This is a genomic window from Vibrio sp. 05-20-BW147, assembly GCF_013369385.1.
GTDB lineage: Bacteria > Pseudomonadota > Gammaproteobacteria > Enterobacterales > Vibrionaceae > Vibrio > Vibrio floridensis.
The window spans coordinates 80,172-94,435 of sequence record NZ_SZTO01000001.1 but is presented as its reverse complement, the minus strand read 5'-3'; the positions used below and the strand labels follow the sequence as shown (position 1 = coordinate 94,435).

The following is a 14,264-nucleotide window of genomic DNA, read 5'->3' as shown; positions in this document are numbered from 1 at the left end:
GAGGTGAACCCGAGGATAAGCACAATGGTAAAAAATAGCGTAAGAACGTGTGAATGTGAGTGTGGATTGGTGAAAATCCATTGCCAAGGAGAGCCAGTCAAAACCTCGATCTGCCACTCTTTTGAATGCCAGCGTCGTTTAGGCAGTTTTTTTGGTGTACACGCACGTTTCATGACTGAACAGATTCGAGTGGATGGGGATGTTGCCTCATTTAATCGACTCACCAATAATGGCCATGAAATCAGCTATCACTTTTGTCCCGCATGCAGTACAACCATGCTGTTGTTGTTCTCTTCGGCCCCTGCGGCGGTGGTTATTCCCATGGCAAGATTCAGAGAAGAAACGTTTTTTAACCAACTATCAGGCATCTATTTCGATCTACAGAAGAAACAACTGCAAAACAAAGCCCCCAACAAACCATAATTGCCGAACAATAGGCATGTTTCCGTAACACACAAATTGCCGCCTTTGTTGAGAAGGATCAAAGCTAAACAGATCTTACCACTTTAACTTGTGGTCGCTAGCGCTATAATCTCGACCTAAGCAATAAAGAGACAAGAATCGTGATATCTAGATTACCTCGTTGGGTTGAATTTGGTGCATTTGTACTTGCACTGCTTGCGGGTTGTGTGAATGCCATCGGCCTGATGGGATTTCAACACCAAGCCATTTCTCACTTATCTGGCACGGTCACTCTGTTGGGCAGCAGTTTCCTTACTGGCTCCTCCAGCACCATTCACCTCATGTTCATTGTCGCCAGTTTCTTAATTGGCTCGGCCTTCAGTGGTTTTTTCATCGAAAGCACGGCACTCAAGCTGGGCAGACGTTACGGCGTTGCACTATGCATTGAAGGTTTCTTATTGCTGATGTCGTTGGGATTTCTCATCAACGGCAACATCTATGGCCAATACCTCGCTTCCGCTGCATGCGGCTTACAAAATGCCATGATCACGACCTTCAGCGGGGCTGTCATTCGTACTACTCATATGACTGGCATCATTACTGATCTCGGGATCATGATAGGAGAAAGCTTACGAGGACAAAAGTTCGATAAGCGCAAAGCGAAACTATTTGTTTTCATCTTCTTTGGCTTTTTACTAGGAGGTTCGGTTGGCGCATTCGCATTTATTCGATTTGAACTTTATGCGTTGATTTTGCCTGCCACCTTTGCCGTTTTGATCGCGATTGCTTACTGGACTCTGCTCTACTTTTCTCCCTCTCGACAAGCATAATTCACCGTAAAGCCCACCGATAAAGCAACTTAGATCACACTAAACATGCCTAAGTTGCAGTTTAACACCCGGCAAAATCACAAAAATCCAACACATGAAACAATTACAAAACAAAAATCGACTATCATTATCTATTTCAAAGTTAACGTCTGAATAGTTAGGGCATTTCAATGAATAGTATTGCAATCGCAGTACTTTAAGAGTAATCTCACGCCCACTTTGACTAAAAACAGATGTTTAGTGAATAACTATTCTTCAAAATGAATAACATTGACTAGTAGTAACAAGAGACAAGCATGACCAATAACACTGAAACTGCTGCTGTCCCAGAGACGGCAAAGAAAGCCAACTTTTGGAAGTTTTTTATTCCTTCCGTTATTGGCTTACTTCTGTTTATGGCACCTATCACCTACAACGGTGAACTCACCATCCCAGTTGCTGTGATGGCTAAGTTGATTCCAGCTCTACTGGGTGATCATTTGATTGCCATGGTCACAACCATTATCGCTTTCATGGCAGTTGCTTCACTGGTAACTAAGCTTTTTAAACCAGCCAAGATCGTGAACAATGCCTTCCTCAACGGATTGTTCAACCCAAGCTCTCTTTGGCTTGCGGTGCGTGTGTTTGGTGGTATCGCGGTTGTTATGACGTTTTTCCAAGTGGGTCCTAAAGCCATTTGGGAAGAAAACACGGGTGGTCTTGTGCTGACAGGGCTTTTGCCAACACTTTTTGCAGTTTTCATTTTTGCGGGCATGTTGCTACCTCTGCTACTTAACTTTGGCTTGTTGGAACTGTTTGGTGCGCTGCTCAGTAAAGTGATGCGCCCAGTATTCAATTTACCAGGCCGCAGCGCCATCGACTGTATGGCATCATGGCTCGGCGATGGCAGTGTCGGGATTCTGCTCACCAGTAAGCAGTACGAAAACAAGTTCTATACTCAACGCGAAGCAGCCGTAGTGGGTACGACATTCTCTGCCGTTTCCATTACCTTTAGTTTGGTTGTGATTGCGCAAGTGAAATTGGAGCACCTTTTTCTTCCATTCTATGGCGCGATTTGTTTAGCCGGTGTTGTCGCAGCGATCATCATTCCTCGCTTACCACCACTAAGCCTAAAGAAAGATTGCTACATTGATGGTAGCGAGCCAAAAGCGGATCAAAACGCTGTACCAGTTGGCCATACCCCTTTTAGCTGGGGAATGGACTTAGCTCTGAAACGTGCAGACGAAGTAAAATCGATTAAGTCGGTATTTACTGAAGGTGTTCACAACGCAGTCGATATGGTATTCGGCGTACTGCCTGTGGTGATGGGTTTAGGAACGATTGCCCTTATCATCGCAGAATACACTTCCGTTTTTGCCATCCTTGGTCAGCCTTTTATTCCTTTCTTGGAGTTACTCGGTGTGCCAGAAGCCGTGGCGGCATCAGAAACCATCGTAGTGGGCTTTGCGGATATGTTTATCCCAGCGATTCTCGCAGCGTCTATCGACAATGAAATGACACGCTTTGTCATTGCAGCCATGTCAGTTACTCAGCTAATCTACATGTCTGAAGTTGGCGCACTGCTGCTTGGCAGTAAAATTCCAGTCAACATTGTAGAGCTGTTTATCATCTTCATCCTACGTACGCTGATTACACTGCCAATCATTGCAGGTGTTGCGCACCTCATTTTTTGACCCGATCTTGAAAAAAAAGCTCCGTTCGCGGAGCTTTTTTATGGGGAAAAACCATACCATTCGAAGCAAAGACGCCTAAATTTTTACTGCCGCGGTTAAGCGCATGAGGAACAACAACACATAAACACACATGTGCATATAAATTCTCTCGTCATCACAAAATTGATACTTTTCATCCCTCTAAACGCTCATGGCGAACAGAAAACATTAATTTATATTCATGTTATAAATACAAATGCCGATATAACTCCTAGTATTAACAAAAACAAGTATTTTAAACTGAGGGATTTTATGAAGTTTAGTCACAAGGTTGTAGCCGCCTCCTCCGCGCTTCTATTAGTGACCATTTCTTTGCTGTCGCTAAAGCAGATCTATACGGTTCGTAGCACGATTGAAGAACATGTTTCTACCAGCTTGACTGAGATGGTCAGCAGTGTTCGCAACACCGTCGTCTCCGAAATGGAAGCGCGCAAAAATTTAGCGCAAACCACCACTGAAGTTATCGAGATTAACCCCTTTGATCGAGACTACGTCAAAACCATTCTTGAGAAACCAAAACTCAAATCAAGTTTTCTCGCTGTCGGCTTTGGCTATGAAGAAAATGGCTTCGTCATTGAAAATGATGATGGGTGGGAAGCCGGTCCAGATTACGATCCTCGCAAACGTCCTTGGTACATGGATGCCAAAGCACAGGGCAGACTGGTTGTCACAGCACCATACGTGGATGTGTCTAGTAAAGCTGTCATCATTTCGGTAGGCACACCGGTTAAACAAAATGGCAAATTTGTCGCAGGTATGTTCTACGACATGCAATTGACTAACCTTGCTCAGTTGGTTAACCAAGTCAGTTTGTTCGATGCAGGTTACCTTTTCTTAATTTCTTCCGACGGCACCACCATTGCCCACCCAGATTCACAAAACAACGGCGAGACATTTTCAAAGTATCTTCCAGAAGTTCAGTTGAAAGAGGGCGAACAACATTTCGAAAGAGACGGTGTTCGTTATCAAGTCACGTTTACCAAAATACCGAGTGAAAACTGGTATATCGGTGCGATTATTGATGAAGATATCGCCTTTGCCGCTGTCAACAACCTACGTGACAGCTCCATTTTGTATTCTGTCGTCGCGCTACTCTTAAGTATTGTGGCACTCACCATGCTGATTCGCTTCTTAATGCGCCCACTCGATGCACTAAACGCTGCGATTCAAGATATCGCTTCTGGCCAAGGTGACTTAACTCATCGCCTCGATACCAATACGGATCAGGAGTTTTCCGAGCTAGCGTCCGGATTCAATACCTTTACTAGCAATTTGCAAAACCAGATCATTCAATCCAAAGAGATTGGCCGTGAAATTATGCATGGCACTGAATTGACCGCACGGGGTGCAAAAGGCTCTGCTGAAGCCATGGGAACGCAATTGCAAGAACTAGAGCAACTTGCAACAGCAATGAATGAGATGGCAGTGACGGCCACCGAAGTAGCCAATAACGCACAAGGAGCAGCGGGCGCTGCGCAAGAAGCCGACGACGCGACTCAACAAGGTTCCTTGGTCGTCAATGAATCGACTCGTTCAATCAACATGTTATCTGAAAGAATCGATATGGCGGTTGAAGAAGTGCAAGGACTAGAATCCGCAACAGCGAACATAGAAACCATCTTGAAGGTTATCAACGACATCGCAGATCAAACTAATCTATTGGCCTTGAATGCTGCGATTGAGGCGGCGCGTGCAGGTGAATCTGGTCGTGGCTTTGCGGTGGTTGCCGACGAGGTCCGCACACTGGCTCAGCGCACTCAGCAATCGACAACCGAGATCCGTAGCATGATTGAACAACTGCAATCCGGTGCGGCATCAGTAGCCAGTGCGATGAAAGAGAGTAAAGGCAGTGCGGTTGAAGCCGTTGAGCGTGCGCGTGAAGCCAATGATTCATTGCAACGTATCCGTGACGCGATTCAGCGTATAACAGACATGAACATGCAAATTGCCTCTGCGGCAGAAGAACAGAGTTTGGTCGCAGAAGAAATTAACAACAACACGGTCAACATTAAAGACTTGTCGACACAAGTTGCTGGTGAAGCTTCTAATGCCAACCAAGCAATGCAAGTACAAACCGGAAACGTGCGAAAACTGGACGAAATACTTAACAGATTCACTGTGTAGGTGGAATAGGCGAAGGTTATCCCTTCGCCTTTTTTCTTTTTATTCAAACTTAAAACCATCTCTTTGTTGGATTAAGTTCGTTTTATTAACTATAAAAATATAGATAGTTGGCAAATCAACCACATTCGGGGGAATTGGGATGAAATTTAGTCACAAAATTGTAGCCGCCTCATCTATGTTGCTGCTAGTCACCGTCTCTTTGCTTACCGCTAAGCAGTATTTTACGATGCAAGACGAATTAACCGAACAGGTCGAAGCGAGTGTCACAGAAATCGTTGATGGTGTGAGAAACACTGTCGCGGCTGAAATCAATGGTCGCAAAGCGATTGCTGCGTACGCAACCAGCATGATGGAAACCGATCTCTCACCCAAGCATATTTCCGATGTCATCACCCGCCCTATTGTTAAAAAAACGTTTTTATTAGCGGGTTTAGGATTTGAAAAGGATGGTTCCAATATCAACAACGACCCCAGCTGGAACCCCGGTCCAACGTGGGATCCTCGTGTTCGTCCTTGGTATAAAGATGCAAAAAATGCGGGCCAACTCATCATTACCGCTCCGTACGCAGACTCAGCGACAAATGAAATTCTGGTTTCTATCGCGACTCCAGTTCGAGACAATGGCACTTTCATCGGTGCGATCTTCTATGACGTCAGTCTCGCAGGTCTCGCTGATTTGGTTAACCAAGTGAAACTGTTTGATGCGGGTTACGTATTTATTGTCTCAAAGGATGGCACGACCATCGCCCACCCAAACACAAAATTGAACGGCACACCAATGTCTGACTACATGCCTAACATTCAGATTAAAAGCGAACCTCAGCAAGTCATACTCGATGGCGTTGCCTACACATTGGATTTTGCTTCTGTGCCCGGTGAAAACTGGTATGTTGGTGTCGTCCTTGATGAAAGCATCGCGTATCAGTCGATTAATGACCTACGCAACAGTTCTGTTGTGTACACCATCATCGCATTGATCTTTAGTATCGCCATTCTCCTAGTGTTGATTCGTACCCTCATGCGTCCTCTTGACGTTCTGAACGATGCTATTCAAGATGTTGCGTCCGGTGAGGGTGACCTAACCCAACGGCTGGAGACCAACACAGATACCGAGTTCTCTCTTCTTGCAACCGGTTTCAACACGTTTACTGGCACATTGCAGCAGTTGATTAAGCAATCGAAAGCGATTGGTGAAGAAATTCTACGAGGTTCGGAGACAACCTCTGTCGGTTTACAAGAGTCTGCCTCAGCGATGCAAGAGCAGCTCAGAGAGCTGGAACAGTTAGCGACGGCGATGCATGAAATGGCCACGACAGCATCGGATGTGGCTTCAAACGCGCAAGGCGCTGCCTCTGCAGCGAAAGTAGCGGACGACGCTACCGTTGATGGAACCGATATTGTTAGTGACACCACTCAAGCGATTGATGATCTATCCGCTCGAATTGATGAAGCCGTCGAAGAAGTACAGGTCCTTGAATCTGCGACTGCAAACATTGAGACGATATTAAAAGTCATCAACGACATTGCCGATCAAACCAACTTGCTGGCACTTAATGCCGCTATCGAGGCTGCGAGAGCCGGTGAATCTGGTCGAGGATTTGCTGTGGTGGCAGACGAAGTTCGTACGCTGGCTCAACGCACACAACAGTCCACGACAGAAATACGCACTATGATTGAAAAATTGCAAAGCAGTGCAACTTCGGTAGCTGGTGCGATGAATCAAAGCAAAAATACTGCAAGCAATGCCGTCGCGCGTGCGAAAGAGGCAAACAATGCGCTTGATCGGATCCGCAACGCAATTCAACAGATCAGTGACATGAATGTTCAAATTGCTTCGGCTGCGGAAGAGCAAAGCTTGGTGGCTGAAGAGATCAATAACAACACCGTGAAAATTAAAGACCTCTCTGTTCAAGTCGCGGATTTGGCAGAAAATGCCAACATCGCGATGCAAGTTCAGGTAGAGAACGTTCGAGAGCAGGACGCCATTCTTAATAAATTTATTGTGTAAGTTCGGTTTGAACTGCAATAGAAAAGGCGAAGTGGGACTTCGCCTTTTTTGTTTTCGCTCTTTTGTTTCGCTATCTACCAGCCTTGACGTCATCTCAACACATCATCAATGCCGTTTTTGCCGCAACGACAATGTCAATCTTGCCGTTCATTGGTAAGAAATGCTTGCCCGTCAACATATCTTGAAGAGGACGCGCTAGTGGTAAGGAGATCGTTTGTTTCCGCGCCGACTTGTTGATCACCACAAAACCACGCTCACCACGGCTGAACACCAACATATCATCATTCCCTTCCAGCACCTTCATTGGCTCGCCATGAAAGCGGTTGTGGAATGCAATCATCTGTACCATTCGCGGATCATGCCAAGCGTCTTTCCAACGTGGCTGCCCATTCTGGTTAAGTATGCCACTCGTATCGAGATCGGTGTAAATCAGAGGTGTTCCACCATCACGCCCCAATACATAGGCGTAAGCTAGCCACTCGTTCTCTTCCTCCAACACTAAGTTGGCAAACACATCATTGTTGGGAATGTCATGCGTGGTGACAAACGTAATTGCGCGCCGATTCGACAACGCCTGACCAAAACAGTAAGGGTCTATCAAGCTTTTAAAGCTGCCTTTCGCGGCAAAGGCTTTAAATAAGGTGCTAAAAAGAGGGAAATCGTACGCGCCGAGACGAGTCTCTTGTAAGTAAGGTTGCAGAAAGAGTTCATACTCCTCTTCCGTGGCTCCCCCATCGGTAATAATTTCACCGAAGATATGCATGCCCTGCGTAATGTCTTCTGTCCACACTTGCTTGATATGCTCTAGCGTCATGTGCTTTGCTGCATCAATGCGAAACCCTTTGACACCCATCGCCTTCAACGCCATTAAGTAATGACGCTGCTGGGTGATCACATGCTCATGAACACGTAAGGTCGGTAAACCGGGATCAGTCGGGCCACCGCTGATTCGACCATTCTGCACTTGCCACTTATCTTTCCAATCTTGAATGCCGAATGCTTCAACAAAATCTTCTTCGGTAAATAGAGGCTCAGAGAGATCACCAAACAATCGCTGGCTTTCATAATACTCAGGATCGCACATGTACTCTTCGAGCACGGTTTTGCTTGGGTAGTTTAAATCCGCTCTCTGTTTTGCTTCATTCGCCATATGATTAAACACCACATCCGCATAGACCCAAACACCACAACGCTGAAGCTCAGTCACCATGTTCTGAAAATCAGTGGTGTTGCCAAGTGCGTTATCAATCACGCGGTAATCTTGTGGCTGGTAACGCTGCCACCACTTGGGTGATTTGGCGCTGCGTAACGGCGGTGAAACAAGCACTGAGCCATAACCTAGCTCTTGAATTTTTTGTGCCTGTTTAGCGATATCGGCATATTTCCAATCAAATGCATGCAAAATTACGTTGGCTTTGCTGGTCGGCAAAGCGTGTTCTGCTTGATTCATTTTCTTCACGTCACCTTTAGTCATCGTTCTTTTCTGTACGAGTGAATTCAATGACTGAAATTATAAAAGGAGTCTGCTCGCCGCCCTCCCCCTTTGCAAACAAGTTGTAAGGGTGAATGGAAAGGCGTAGTGACTCCTTTTCATCAGCGTATGGTGGAAAAGTCATGAGCCATTTAATGGAGACAGGAATAACAACTTAGTTAACGTACTGTTTTAAATATTAAAAAACCAAACTCATCTCTATGTTTACCACCTCTTTCCATACGCCTTTATGCCAAAACTAACCAAACTTTCTCCCCTTGCTGCATTTTCTCTTTTCCTGTCCATCAACCAGAAATGCTGCACAAGTCACACTCGGTGAGAATACAAAAATCGATTTTCGACTGGATGATGCTTTGCTAGCCACTCACCACAACAAAAAAGCCGCCTGTTTAGCAGGCGGCTCTTAGGATCATGGCTTGGCTAATCGAAGATTGGCACCACCAAAATATCTACGGGAGATTTGTTCACCAACGTTCTTGAATACGAGATGATCTTGCTCCAGAAGTTATGGTGATGACCGCAGATAAGTAGGTCAACTTCGTGCTCTTTGATGGTGACTTCAAGTTTGTCGCCTAGATCGCCAGTCCCGACAAAAAAGTGCTTCAATGGGTGTTCCATATAATCGCTAAAGCTTCTTAAACACTCCATTGAATGTTCTGTGAGCGGCCTTTGCGTCGGATCGACATTCAAGTCGACGAGTTCACGATAAATCTCCCCATGAGTCCCATCAATGTGAATAAAGGAAATCTCTGAACCAAAGTAGCTCGCCATTTCAACGGCTCGGTCAATCAGCACGGTGCTGTCGTCTGAAATCTCCAAGGCAACCAAGATATGTTTGTATTTCATAGCCTCACCCTTTTGCGCAATGCGTTATCTTTAGCATAGCGATCTCTAACGAAAAAAGTGTCGATAAGATCCCGAAATAGCTCATTTTTTATCGAGGGATGAGAGGCAATTTCCAAAAGCTATAAACGCAGAAACGCAGCCATCTGGCTGCGTCTTAACTTGATTATTTGCGATACCCAACCACTTATTGTTACCGGCCGCGAATACAGCATTCAATCAATAGCAAGGTAGGGCATTAGGTTCTGTACAGCACTTTCAACACGTGCCAACCGAACTTGGTTTTAACTAAGTGTGGCGTCAAAACTTCACCAGTAAAGCAAACTTTATCGAACTGAGGTACCATCTGGCCACGTTTGAACTCACCAAGGTCACCCCCACGTTTACCCGAAGGGCAAAGTGAATGCTTCTTCGCAAGCACATGAAATTTCGCTCCTTTCTTCAACTGAGCGATAATATCTTCCGCTTGCTCTTTATGCTTCACCAAAATGTGAATCGCTGCTGCTGTGTTGGCCATCAAACACCCCCTAAAATAAAAAACGCGCAAGTGTAACCTAAAGGCAGGAATCGGTCATTAATTTGATCTAAACACACGACCATACGCTTTAACTTTGCTTTAGCCCTTGCTGGACTAGAATTATAAAGTAAGATTGAAGCGTAGAAATAGATAACAAGGTATCACCATGGCTAAAACCCCAAGTAAAGCAAATCAGTCGCAAGGAATGCTGGTGTTCAAACTGAGCCTAAAGCAGAACTTTGCCATTGGTACGCTCAAAGTTAGGGAAATCGTGCCATACCTACCCATGACACAATTGCCCTATTCTCATCGTCATGTCATCGGCACCGTTACGATTCGCAACCTGACGGTTCCTGTCATCGACATGTCAGCAGCGATTGGCTTTCGCCCCATCGACAAATCAGAGTACAAAAATAGCTATCTGATCGTAACAGACTGCTTGCGTACTGTGGTGGCATTTATGGTGCGTTCGATTGAGAAGATTATTGATTGTGACTGGCGCTCTATCGAAACACCTCCAGCAAGTGCAGGCCACAATATCTTCGTTACTGGTATCACTCGTTATAATAACGAAATTGTTCAGATGCTCGATGTGGAGTTGCTCCTCTCAAAGATCTACCCGCAATTCGAGAATGCTAATATTCCGATGCTGACGGATGTTGAGCGCGAAAGACTCAAGGCGTTAAATATCCTGCTAGTGGATGACTCTTCCATCGCACGTAAACAACTCAGTGATGCGCTCGACGGTATTAACATCGGCTATCAGATCTGCAAAAACGGCCTAGATGCCCTGCAGTTAATGCGATCTGAGGCAGGCCGAGGTAAACCAATTGATCTTTTAGTGAGCGATATTGAAATGCCAGGCTTAGACGGCTATGAGCTTGCCTTCGAAGTACAGAACGATCCGCAGTTGAATCGCTCTTACCGCATTTTACACACTTCTCTTTCGAGTGAGATTTGTGTTGATAGAGCTCACCAAGTCGGCGCACATGAAGCTCTGTCAAAGTTCAATGCTGGTGAGCTAATAGAAGCTATGCTTCGCGGCGCTAAATCGATTGAGCAGAATAAGAAGAAAACGGCCGCAGTTTAACGTTGCGACTTGTCGGGCGATGGCATTGAATAGCTTTTACTGACAAACTCGGTTTCTTGCACCTGATAATATTGATTGGTGTAAGAAGCCAAGGCATACATGACGTTTGCCAATAGGTTGCCATAGCGAAACAAAATCGCCTCCGGTGATTTTTTCGCCGAATGTTCAATCATCACCAATGCTCTCACCACTTTCTTTGCTTGGCATCGGCATAGATGTAACTGGGCAGACACCGCATGGCCGCCCGGTAGAACAAAGCCAGCAAAGCCACCACTTAACTCTTTGCGTAGTGTTTGATAGTCCTCTTTAAGTTCAGCAATCATCGCCTCATCAATGGCCAACTTTCCTCGCACGGAACCATTTAGGTGATAAATGTTCGGTTGAACTCGCGTCAGCACATCACGAACAAGATCCGGCAGTTCCATGGTCAGCAACAAGCCAACTCGACTACAAAGCTCATCGGCACTGATCTCAAAATCACAGACAGGACTGTCTTCATAAATAAATGGGTAGCAAAGTTCATCAAGCTGCTTGGTTACAGGTTTCATTATTCGTTTGTTCGCCATTGAAAAAGGGAGTCAGTATAACTGAGCTCCCTTGTTTTTGTTGGAGAATCTAAGTTGGAGAATCTGACGCGTTCAAACTTGCTTCAGTTATCCGTTGGAGATCTGACGATGCCCTTCTTGAAGGTGGACAAAATCAACCAGATCATCTCCCGAAACTTGATACGCCTGACCAAAGCCTTTTACAAACAGGCCACGCTCAGCTTTCAGGTTGAACAACACAAAGTCCTCTAGCTGGCTAAGCCCTGAGACAATCTCACCGAATCGAGCTTCCATTTGCGCAATCACTTGATGCCAAAGTTCACTATCACGCTCAACGACACAGGCAATTGCATCAAATGTAAGACGCTTGCGAGCAAACAGCTGTTTTGCCGATTCTTCATCTTCAATCATCATCAAAGACACTTGCGGGTTTTCAAGCAGGTTACGTGCATGACGCGCAATTTTCGAGATCAAAACAAAGTACCCTTCTTGATTCTGTACAAAAGGCGCATAACTCACGTTTGGACGACCATCCGAATCTACCGTCGCAAGTTGCAACGTTTGACGCTCGTGACGAAACTCTTTGATTTCCGGCTCTAAGCGACCTTGTAACCGTTCTTGCTTTACCTGCTGATCCATGACTCTCTCCTCTATTAATTATTTTTATAACTGCGAACTTATTGCGCGAACTCGGTTTTCATTGCGTGAAAGCGTCTCACTTGCTCAGGAAGCAACTCACGCTTTTCATCACGACCAAGATAAATCTTGAAAATATTTTCGCCACTCTCAGAGAAAAAACCAAAGTAGTGGCTTTCTTTGCCCATAAACGGTTTGCTCACGAGTGCGATCGCCGCGACATTGTCCAACTTTAAGTGACCATGTAACTCACCTTGTTTGCCCATCAGGTTGTAGTAGCCTCTTGCCTCTTTTCCTTTTGGAAATGGCGCTTTCACTTCAAAAATCGAACCAAAGGCGTGAACAATCGTCGTCACAGGACCGAAATCGACTAAGTTTTCTAAGATGGATTGCGCTAAACCACCATCGACCATGGTGGCCATATCGTTCGGTAGAGCACGTACAATCTCCAGCTCTGATGTTGCTAGACGCTCTGCCATCGCTGCAGGTAATAATGTCGGCTCTTGCTGAAGAAGTTCAGCGACTTGAGTGTGTAAAGAGTTCATTGATATTCCTATGTTTTTATTTTTGCGCTAGGCGTTGGGTTACAAAGCAATCGCGTGTGTTTGTTCAGCGTTTTGGTATTCTGAGCTTAGTATTTGAATACACGCTTGTGCCAAGGAAACGGACCAAAAACTGCCCGCCAACGTCAATGTGGCACTACGCTCATTCAGCTCAACCAACCCTCTCTCTTGCCAAAGTCGGAATAGAGGTTGAAGAAAATCAAAGACGTTGTCGCCCATGAACTCAGGCAACTTATCAGCCATCACAACGCCACGATCAAATCCAGATTTGAGCGCGGCGAAAATCGCTTCCAATGGATGTTGCTGAGTCATCATCATTAATGGCGTTTGCCCTTGCTCAACCATCGCCATATACGCCTCTAGGCTTCGATGTTGCATCATGCCAAATCCGCCGATGGAACCACCAGCACCACAACCAATAGGGAGTACTTCTGCATACGTTTTCGCCAAACTGTTATACAAGCTTCGTTCTCGATTGTCCGTTGCCCAGTGATTCACACTTAACTGTTTGAGGTGGTGTTTCTGCATAAAGTTCACCCCAAGCTCATACATACTCGCTTTCTGTGGCGTAGTTGCTGGCGGAGGTAATTTCCCTTTTTCCACGAGATTGAGCATCGGTGCAGTACCACCTATCACCAATTGATAGAGGTCTAAACCATGTGCGCCAGTGGAGAGAAAATCTTGCAAATCTTGCTCAAGTATTTCGCGCGTTTGGTGCGGCAGTCCGTAGAGTAGATCAACGATCACTGGTGCTTGATCGTAACTCGCCAGTTCGCTTAGCCTGGCAAGCACTTGTTCTCTATCATCTAGACGCTTTGCACTGCGGCGAACCACAGTATTAAAGCTCTGCACACCAAAAGAAAAGCGGTTAAAGCCTCCCTGAATCGCACTGTCATACATCTCGTCCTTGAAGCGATTAATGCGACCTTCCAATGTAATTTCACAATCCGCAGAAAGGGGAAATCGAGAACGTATCGCTTCACCTAGCTGTTTTACTTGTTTGGGAGAAAGATCAGTCGGCGTCCCTCCCCCAATATACACCGCATGAAAAACACCGCTTTGCGTCCAAGGAAGCGCTGCTTTCTGCTCTATTTCCTTCAACAAAGTATTGAAGTACCCATCAACCAGTTGGCGACTTGCTGCATTTTGGAAAAAGTTACAGAAGGTACAACGCACGCGACAAAATGGAATGTGGATGTAGAGGCAGCGTTTATTTCTCGACACTTCATCATTAGATGTAAGCATCCGAAACCGTTCACCCATTTGTGTCTGGGCGATTGGTCTACTCATTCCACCAGCATGTGCTGAATGTTTTTGAGCAAAAGCAAACCTCAGTGGATCTGGACTATCAACACCCAGAATAGATTGATCATACTTATTTAATTTAAGCGTCATACTCACTCGCTTATTGCCCGCAGAATAAGGCTTAGCAGGCAGATATCTAAAACTGTTTGGATCATAAAATTAGTTAAATGATAATGCAATTGATAATTGATATTATT

Annotated in this window: 13 protein-coding genes; 6 read left to right on the top strand and 7 right to left on the bottom strand. The window is 45.4% G+C overall.

Features of this window, described 5'->3' with window-relative positions; all coding sequences use genetic code 11:
• The first annotated feature begins 24 nt into the window (after positions 1–24).
• The 5 genes from FC652_RS00445 (at position 25) to FC652_RS00425 (ending at position 7,076) form a co-directional block, all read left to right on the top strand.
• Positions 25–423, top strand: a complete 399-nt coding sequence (locus FC652_RS00445) for a GFA family protein (protein WP_176297060.1) — start codon at positions 25–27, stop codon at positions 421–423.
• A 140-nt stretch (positions 424–563) separates the two neighbouring features.
• Positions 564–1,232 (top strand): YoaK family protein, encoded by a 669-nt coding sequence (locus FC652_RS00440; protein ID WP_176297059.1) that lies wholly within the window; start codon positions 564–566, stop codon positions 1,230–1,232.
• A gap of 296 nt (positions 1,233–1,528) precedes the next feature.
• Entirely contained in the window at positions 1,529–2,905 is a 1,377-nt protein-coding gene (locus tag FC652_RS00435; RefSeq protein WP_176297058.1) for a YjiH family protein, read from the top strand.
• A gap of 291 nt (positions 2,906–3,196) precedes the next feature.
• Positions 3,197–5,068 carry a methyl-accepting chemotaxis protein gene (locus FC652_RS00430; protein ID WP_176297057.1) on the top strand — a complete coding sequence of 624 codons (1,872 nt, stop codon included), beginning with the start codon at positions 3,197–3,199 and terminating at the stop codon, positions 5,066–5,068.
• A 139-nt stretch (positions 5,069–5,207) separates the two neighbouring features.
• Complete coding sequence (locus FC652_RS00425; RefSeq protein ID WP_176297056.1) at positions 5,208–7,076, top strand: methyl-accepting chemotaxis protein; 1,869 nt, start codon at positions 5,208–5,210, stop codon at positions 7,074–7,076.
• 94 nt (positions 7,077–7,170) lie between these two features.
• On the opposite strand, the gene FC652_RS00420 is transcribed toward FC652_RS00425, so the two are convergent.
• The 3 genes from FC652_RS00420 to ppiC all read right to left on the bottom strand — a co-directional run bounded on the left by FC652_RS00420 (position 7,171) and on the right by ppiC (position 9,928).
• The gene (locus FC652_RS00420) at positions 7,171–8,550 is read right to left on the bottom strand and encodes an alpha-amylase family glycosyl hydrolase (RefSeq protein ID WP_176297055.1); all 1,380 of its coding nucleotides are present in this window, start codon (positions 8,548–8,550) and stop codon (positions 7,171–7,173) included.
• Positions 8,551–8,988: 438 nt separating this feature from the next.
• A complete protein-coding gene (locus tag FC652_RS00415; RefSeq protein ID WP_176297054.1) occupies positions 8,989–9,414 on the bottom strand; it encodes a universal stress protein in 426 nt (141 codons plus the stop codon).
• Positions 9,415–9,649: 235 nt separating this feature from the next.
• Complete coding sequence (gene ppiC / locus FC652_RS00410) at positions 9,650–9,928, bottom strand: peptidylprolyl isomerase PpiC (RefSeq protein WP_176297053.1); 279 nt, start codon at positions 9,926–9,928, stop codon at positions 9,650–9,652.
• 166 nt (positions 9,929–10,094) lie between these two features.
• Here ppiC and FC652_RS00405 point away from each other — a divergent pair, with 166 nt between their 5' ends.
• Positions 10,095–11,018: a chemotaxis protein gene (locus FC652_RS00405; RefSeq protein WP_176297052.1), complete on the top strand. Its 924-nt coding sequence runs from the start codon at positions 10,095–10,097 to the stop codon at positions 11,016–11,018.
• Here the strand turns inward: FC652_RS00405 and FC652_RS00400 are convergent.
• The 4 genes from FC652_RS00400 to hutW form a co-directional block, all read right to left on the bottom strand.
• Positions 11,015–11,566, bottom strand: a complete 552-nt coding sequence (locus FC652_RS00400) for an ATP:cob(I)alamin adenosyltransferase (RefSeq protein WP_176297051.1) — start codon at positions 11,564–11,566, stop codon at positions 11,015–11,017. The two genes, FC652_RS00405 and FC652_RS00400, sit on opposite strands and share 4 nt — an antisense overlap.
• A 105-nt stretch (positions 11,567–11,671) precedes the next feature.
• Positions 11,672–12,202 (bottom strand): heme utilization protein HutZ, encoded by a 531-nt coding sequence (gene hutZ, locus FC652_RS00395; RefSeq protein ID WP_072610918.1) that lies wholly within the window; start codon positions 12,200–12,202, stop codon positions 11,672–11,674.
• A 38-nt stretch (positions 12,203–12,240) separates the two neighbouring features.
• On the bottom strand, positions 12,241–12,744 hold the full coding sequence (gene hutX, locus FC652_RS00390) for a heme utilization cystosolic carrier protein HutX (RefSeq protein ID WP_176297050.1): 504 nt from the start codon (positions 12,742–12,744) through the stop codon (positions 12,241–12,243).
• 39 nt (positions 12,745–12,783) lie between these two features.
• A complete protein-coding gene (hutW, locus tag FC652_RS00385; protein ID WP_176297049.1) occupies positions 12,784–14,157 on the bottom strand; it encodes a heme anaerobic degradation radical SAM methyltransferase ChuW/HutW in 1,374 nt (457 codons plus the stop codon).
• Between the last annotated feature and the right edge of the window lie 107 nt (positions 14,158–14,264).

What these genes read in the sequence shown, in the direction of transcription:
- FC652_RS00445 (WP_176297060.1), top strand. Translation starts at nt 25, where the DNA reads ATGGTAAAAAATAGCGTAAGAACGTGTGAATGTGAGTGTGGATTGGTG.
- FC652_RS00435 (WP_176297058.1), top strand. Translation starts at nt 1,529, where the DNA reads ATGACCAATAACACTGAAACTGCTGCTGTCCCAGAGACGGCAAAGAAA.
- FC652_RS00430 (WP_176297057.1), top strand. Translation starts at nt 3,197, where the DNA reads ATGAAGTTTAGTCACAAGGTTGTAGCCGCCTCCTCCGCGCTTCTATTA.
- FC652_RS00425 (WP_176297056.1), top strand. Translation starts at nt 5,208, where the DNA reads ATGAAATTTAGTCACAAAATTGTAGCCGCCTCATCTATGTTGCTGCTA.
- FC652_RS00420 (WP_176297055.1), bottom strand. Translation starts at nt 8,550, where the DNA reads ATGACTAAAGGTGACGTGAAGAAAATGAATCAAGCAGAACACGCTTTG.
- FC652_RS00415 (WP_176297054.1), bottom strand. Translation starts at nt 9,414, where the DNA reads ATGAAATACAAACATATCTTGGTTGCCTTGGAGATTTCAGACGACAGC.
- ppiC (WP_176297053.1), bottom strand. Translation starts at nt 9,928, where the DNA reads ATGGCCAACACAGCAGCAGCGATTCACATTTTGGTGAAGCATAAAGAG.
- FC652_RS00405 (WP_176297052.1), top strand. Translation starts at nt 10,095, where the DNA reads ATGGCTAAAACCCCAAGTAAAGCAAATCAGTCGCAAGGAATGCTGGTG.
- FC652_RS00400 (WP_176297051.1), bottom strand. Translation starts at nt 11,566, where the DNA reads ATGAAACCTGTAACCAAGCAGCTTGATGAACTTTGCTACCCATTTATT.
- hutZ (WP_072610918.1), bottom strand. Translation starts at nt 12,202, where the DNA reads ATGGATCAGCAGGTAAAGCAAGAACGGTTACAAGGTCGCTTAGAGCCG.
- hutX (WP_176297050.1), bottom strand. Translation starts at nt 12,744, where the DNA reads ATGAACTCTTTACACACTCAAGTCGCTGAACTTCTTCAGCAAGAGCCG.
- hutW (WP_176297049.1), bottom strand. Translation starts at nt 14,157, where the DNA reads ATGACGCTTAAATTAAATAAGTATGATCAATCTATTCTGGGTGTTGAT.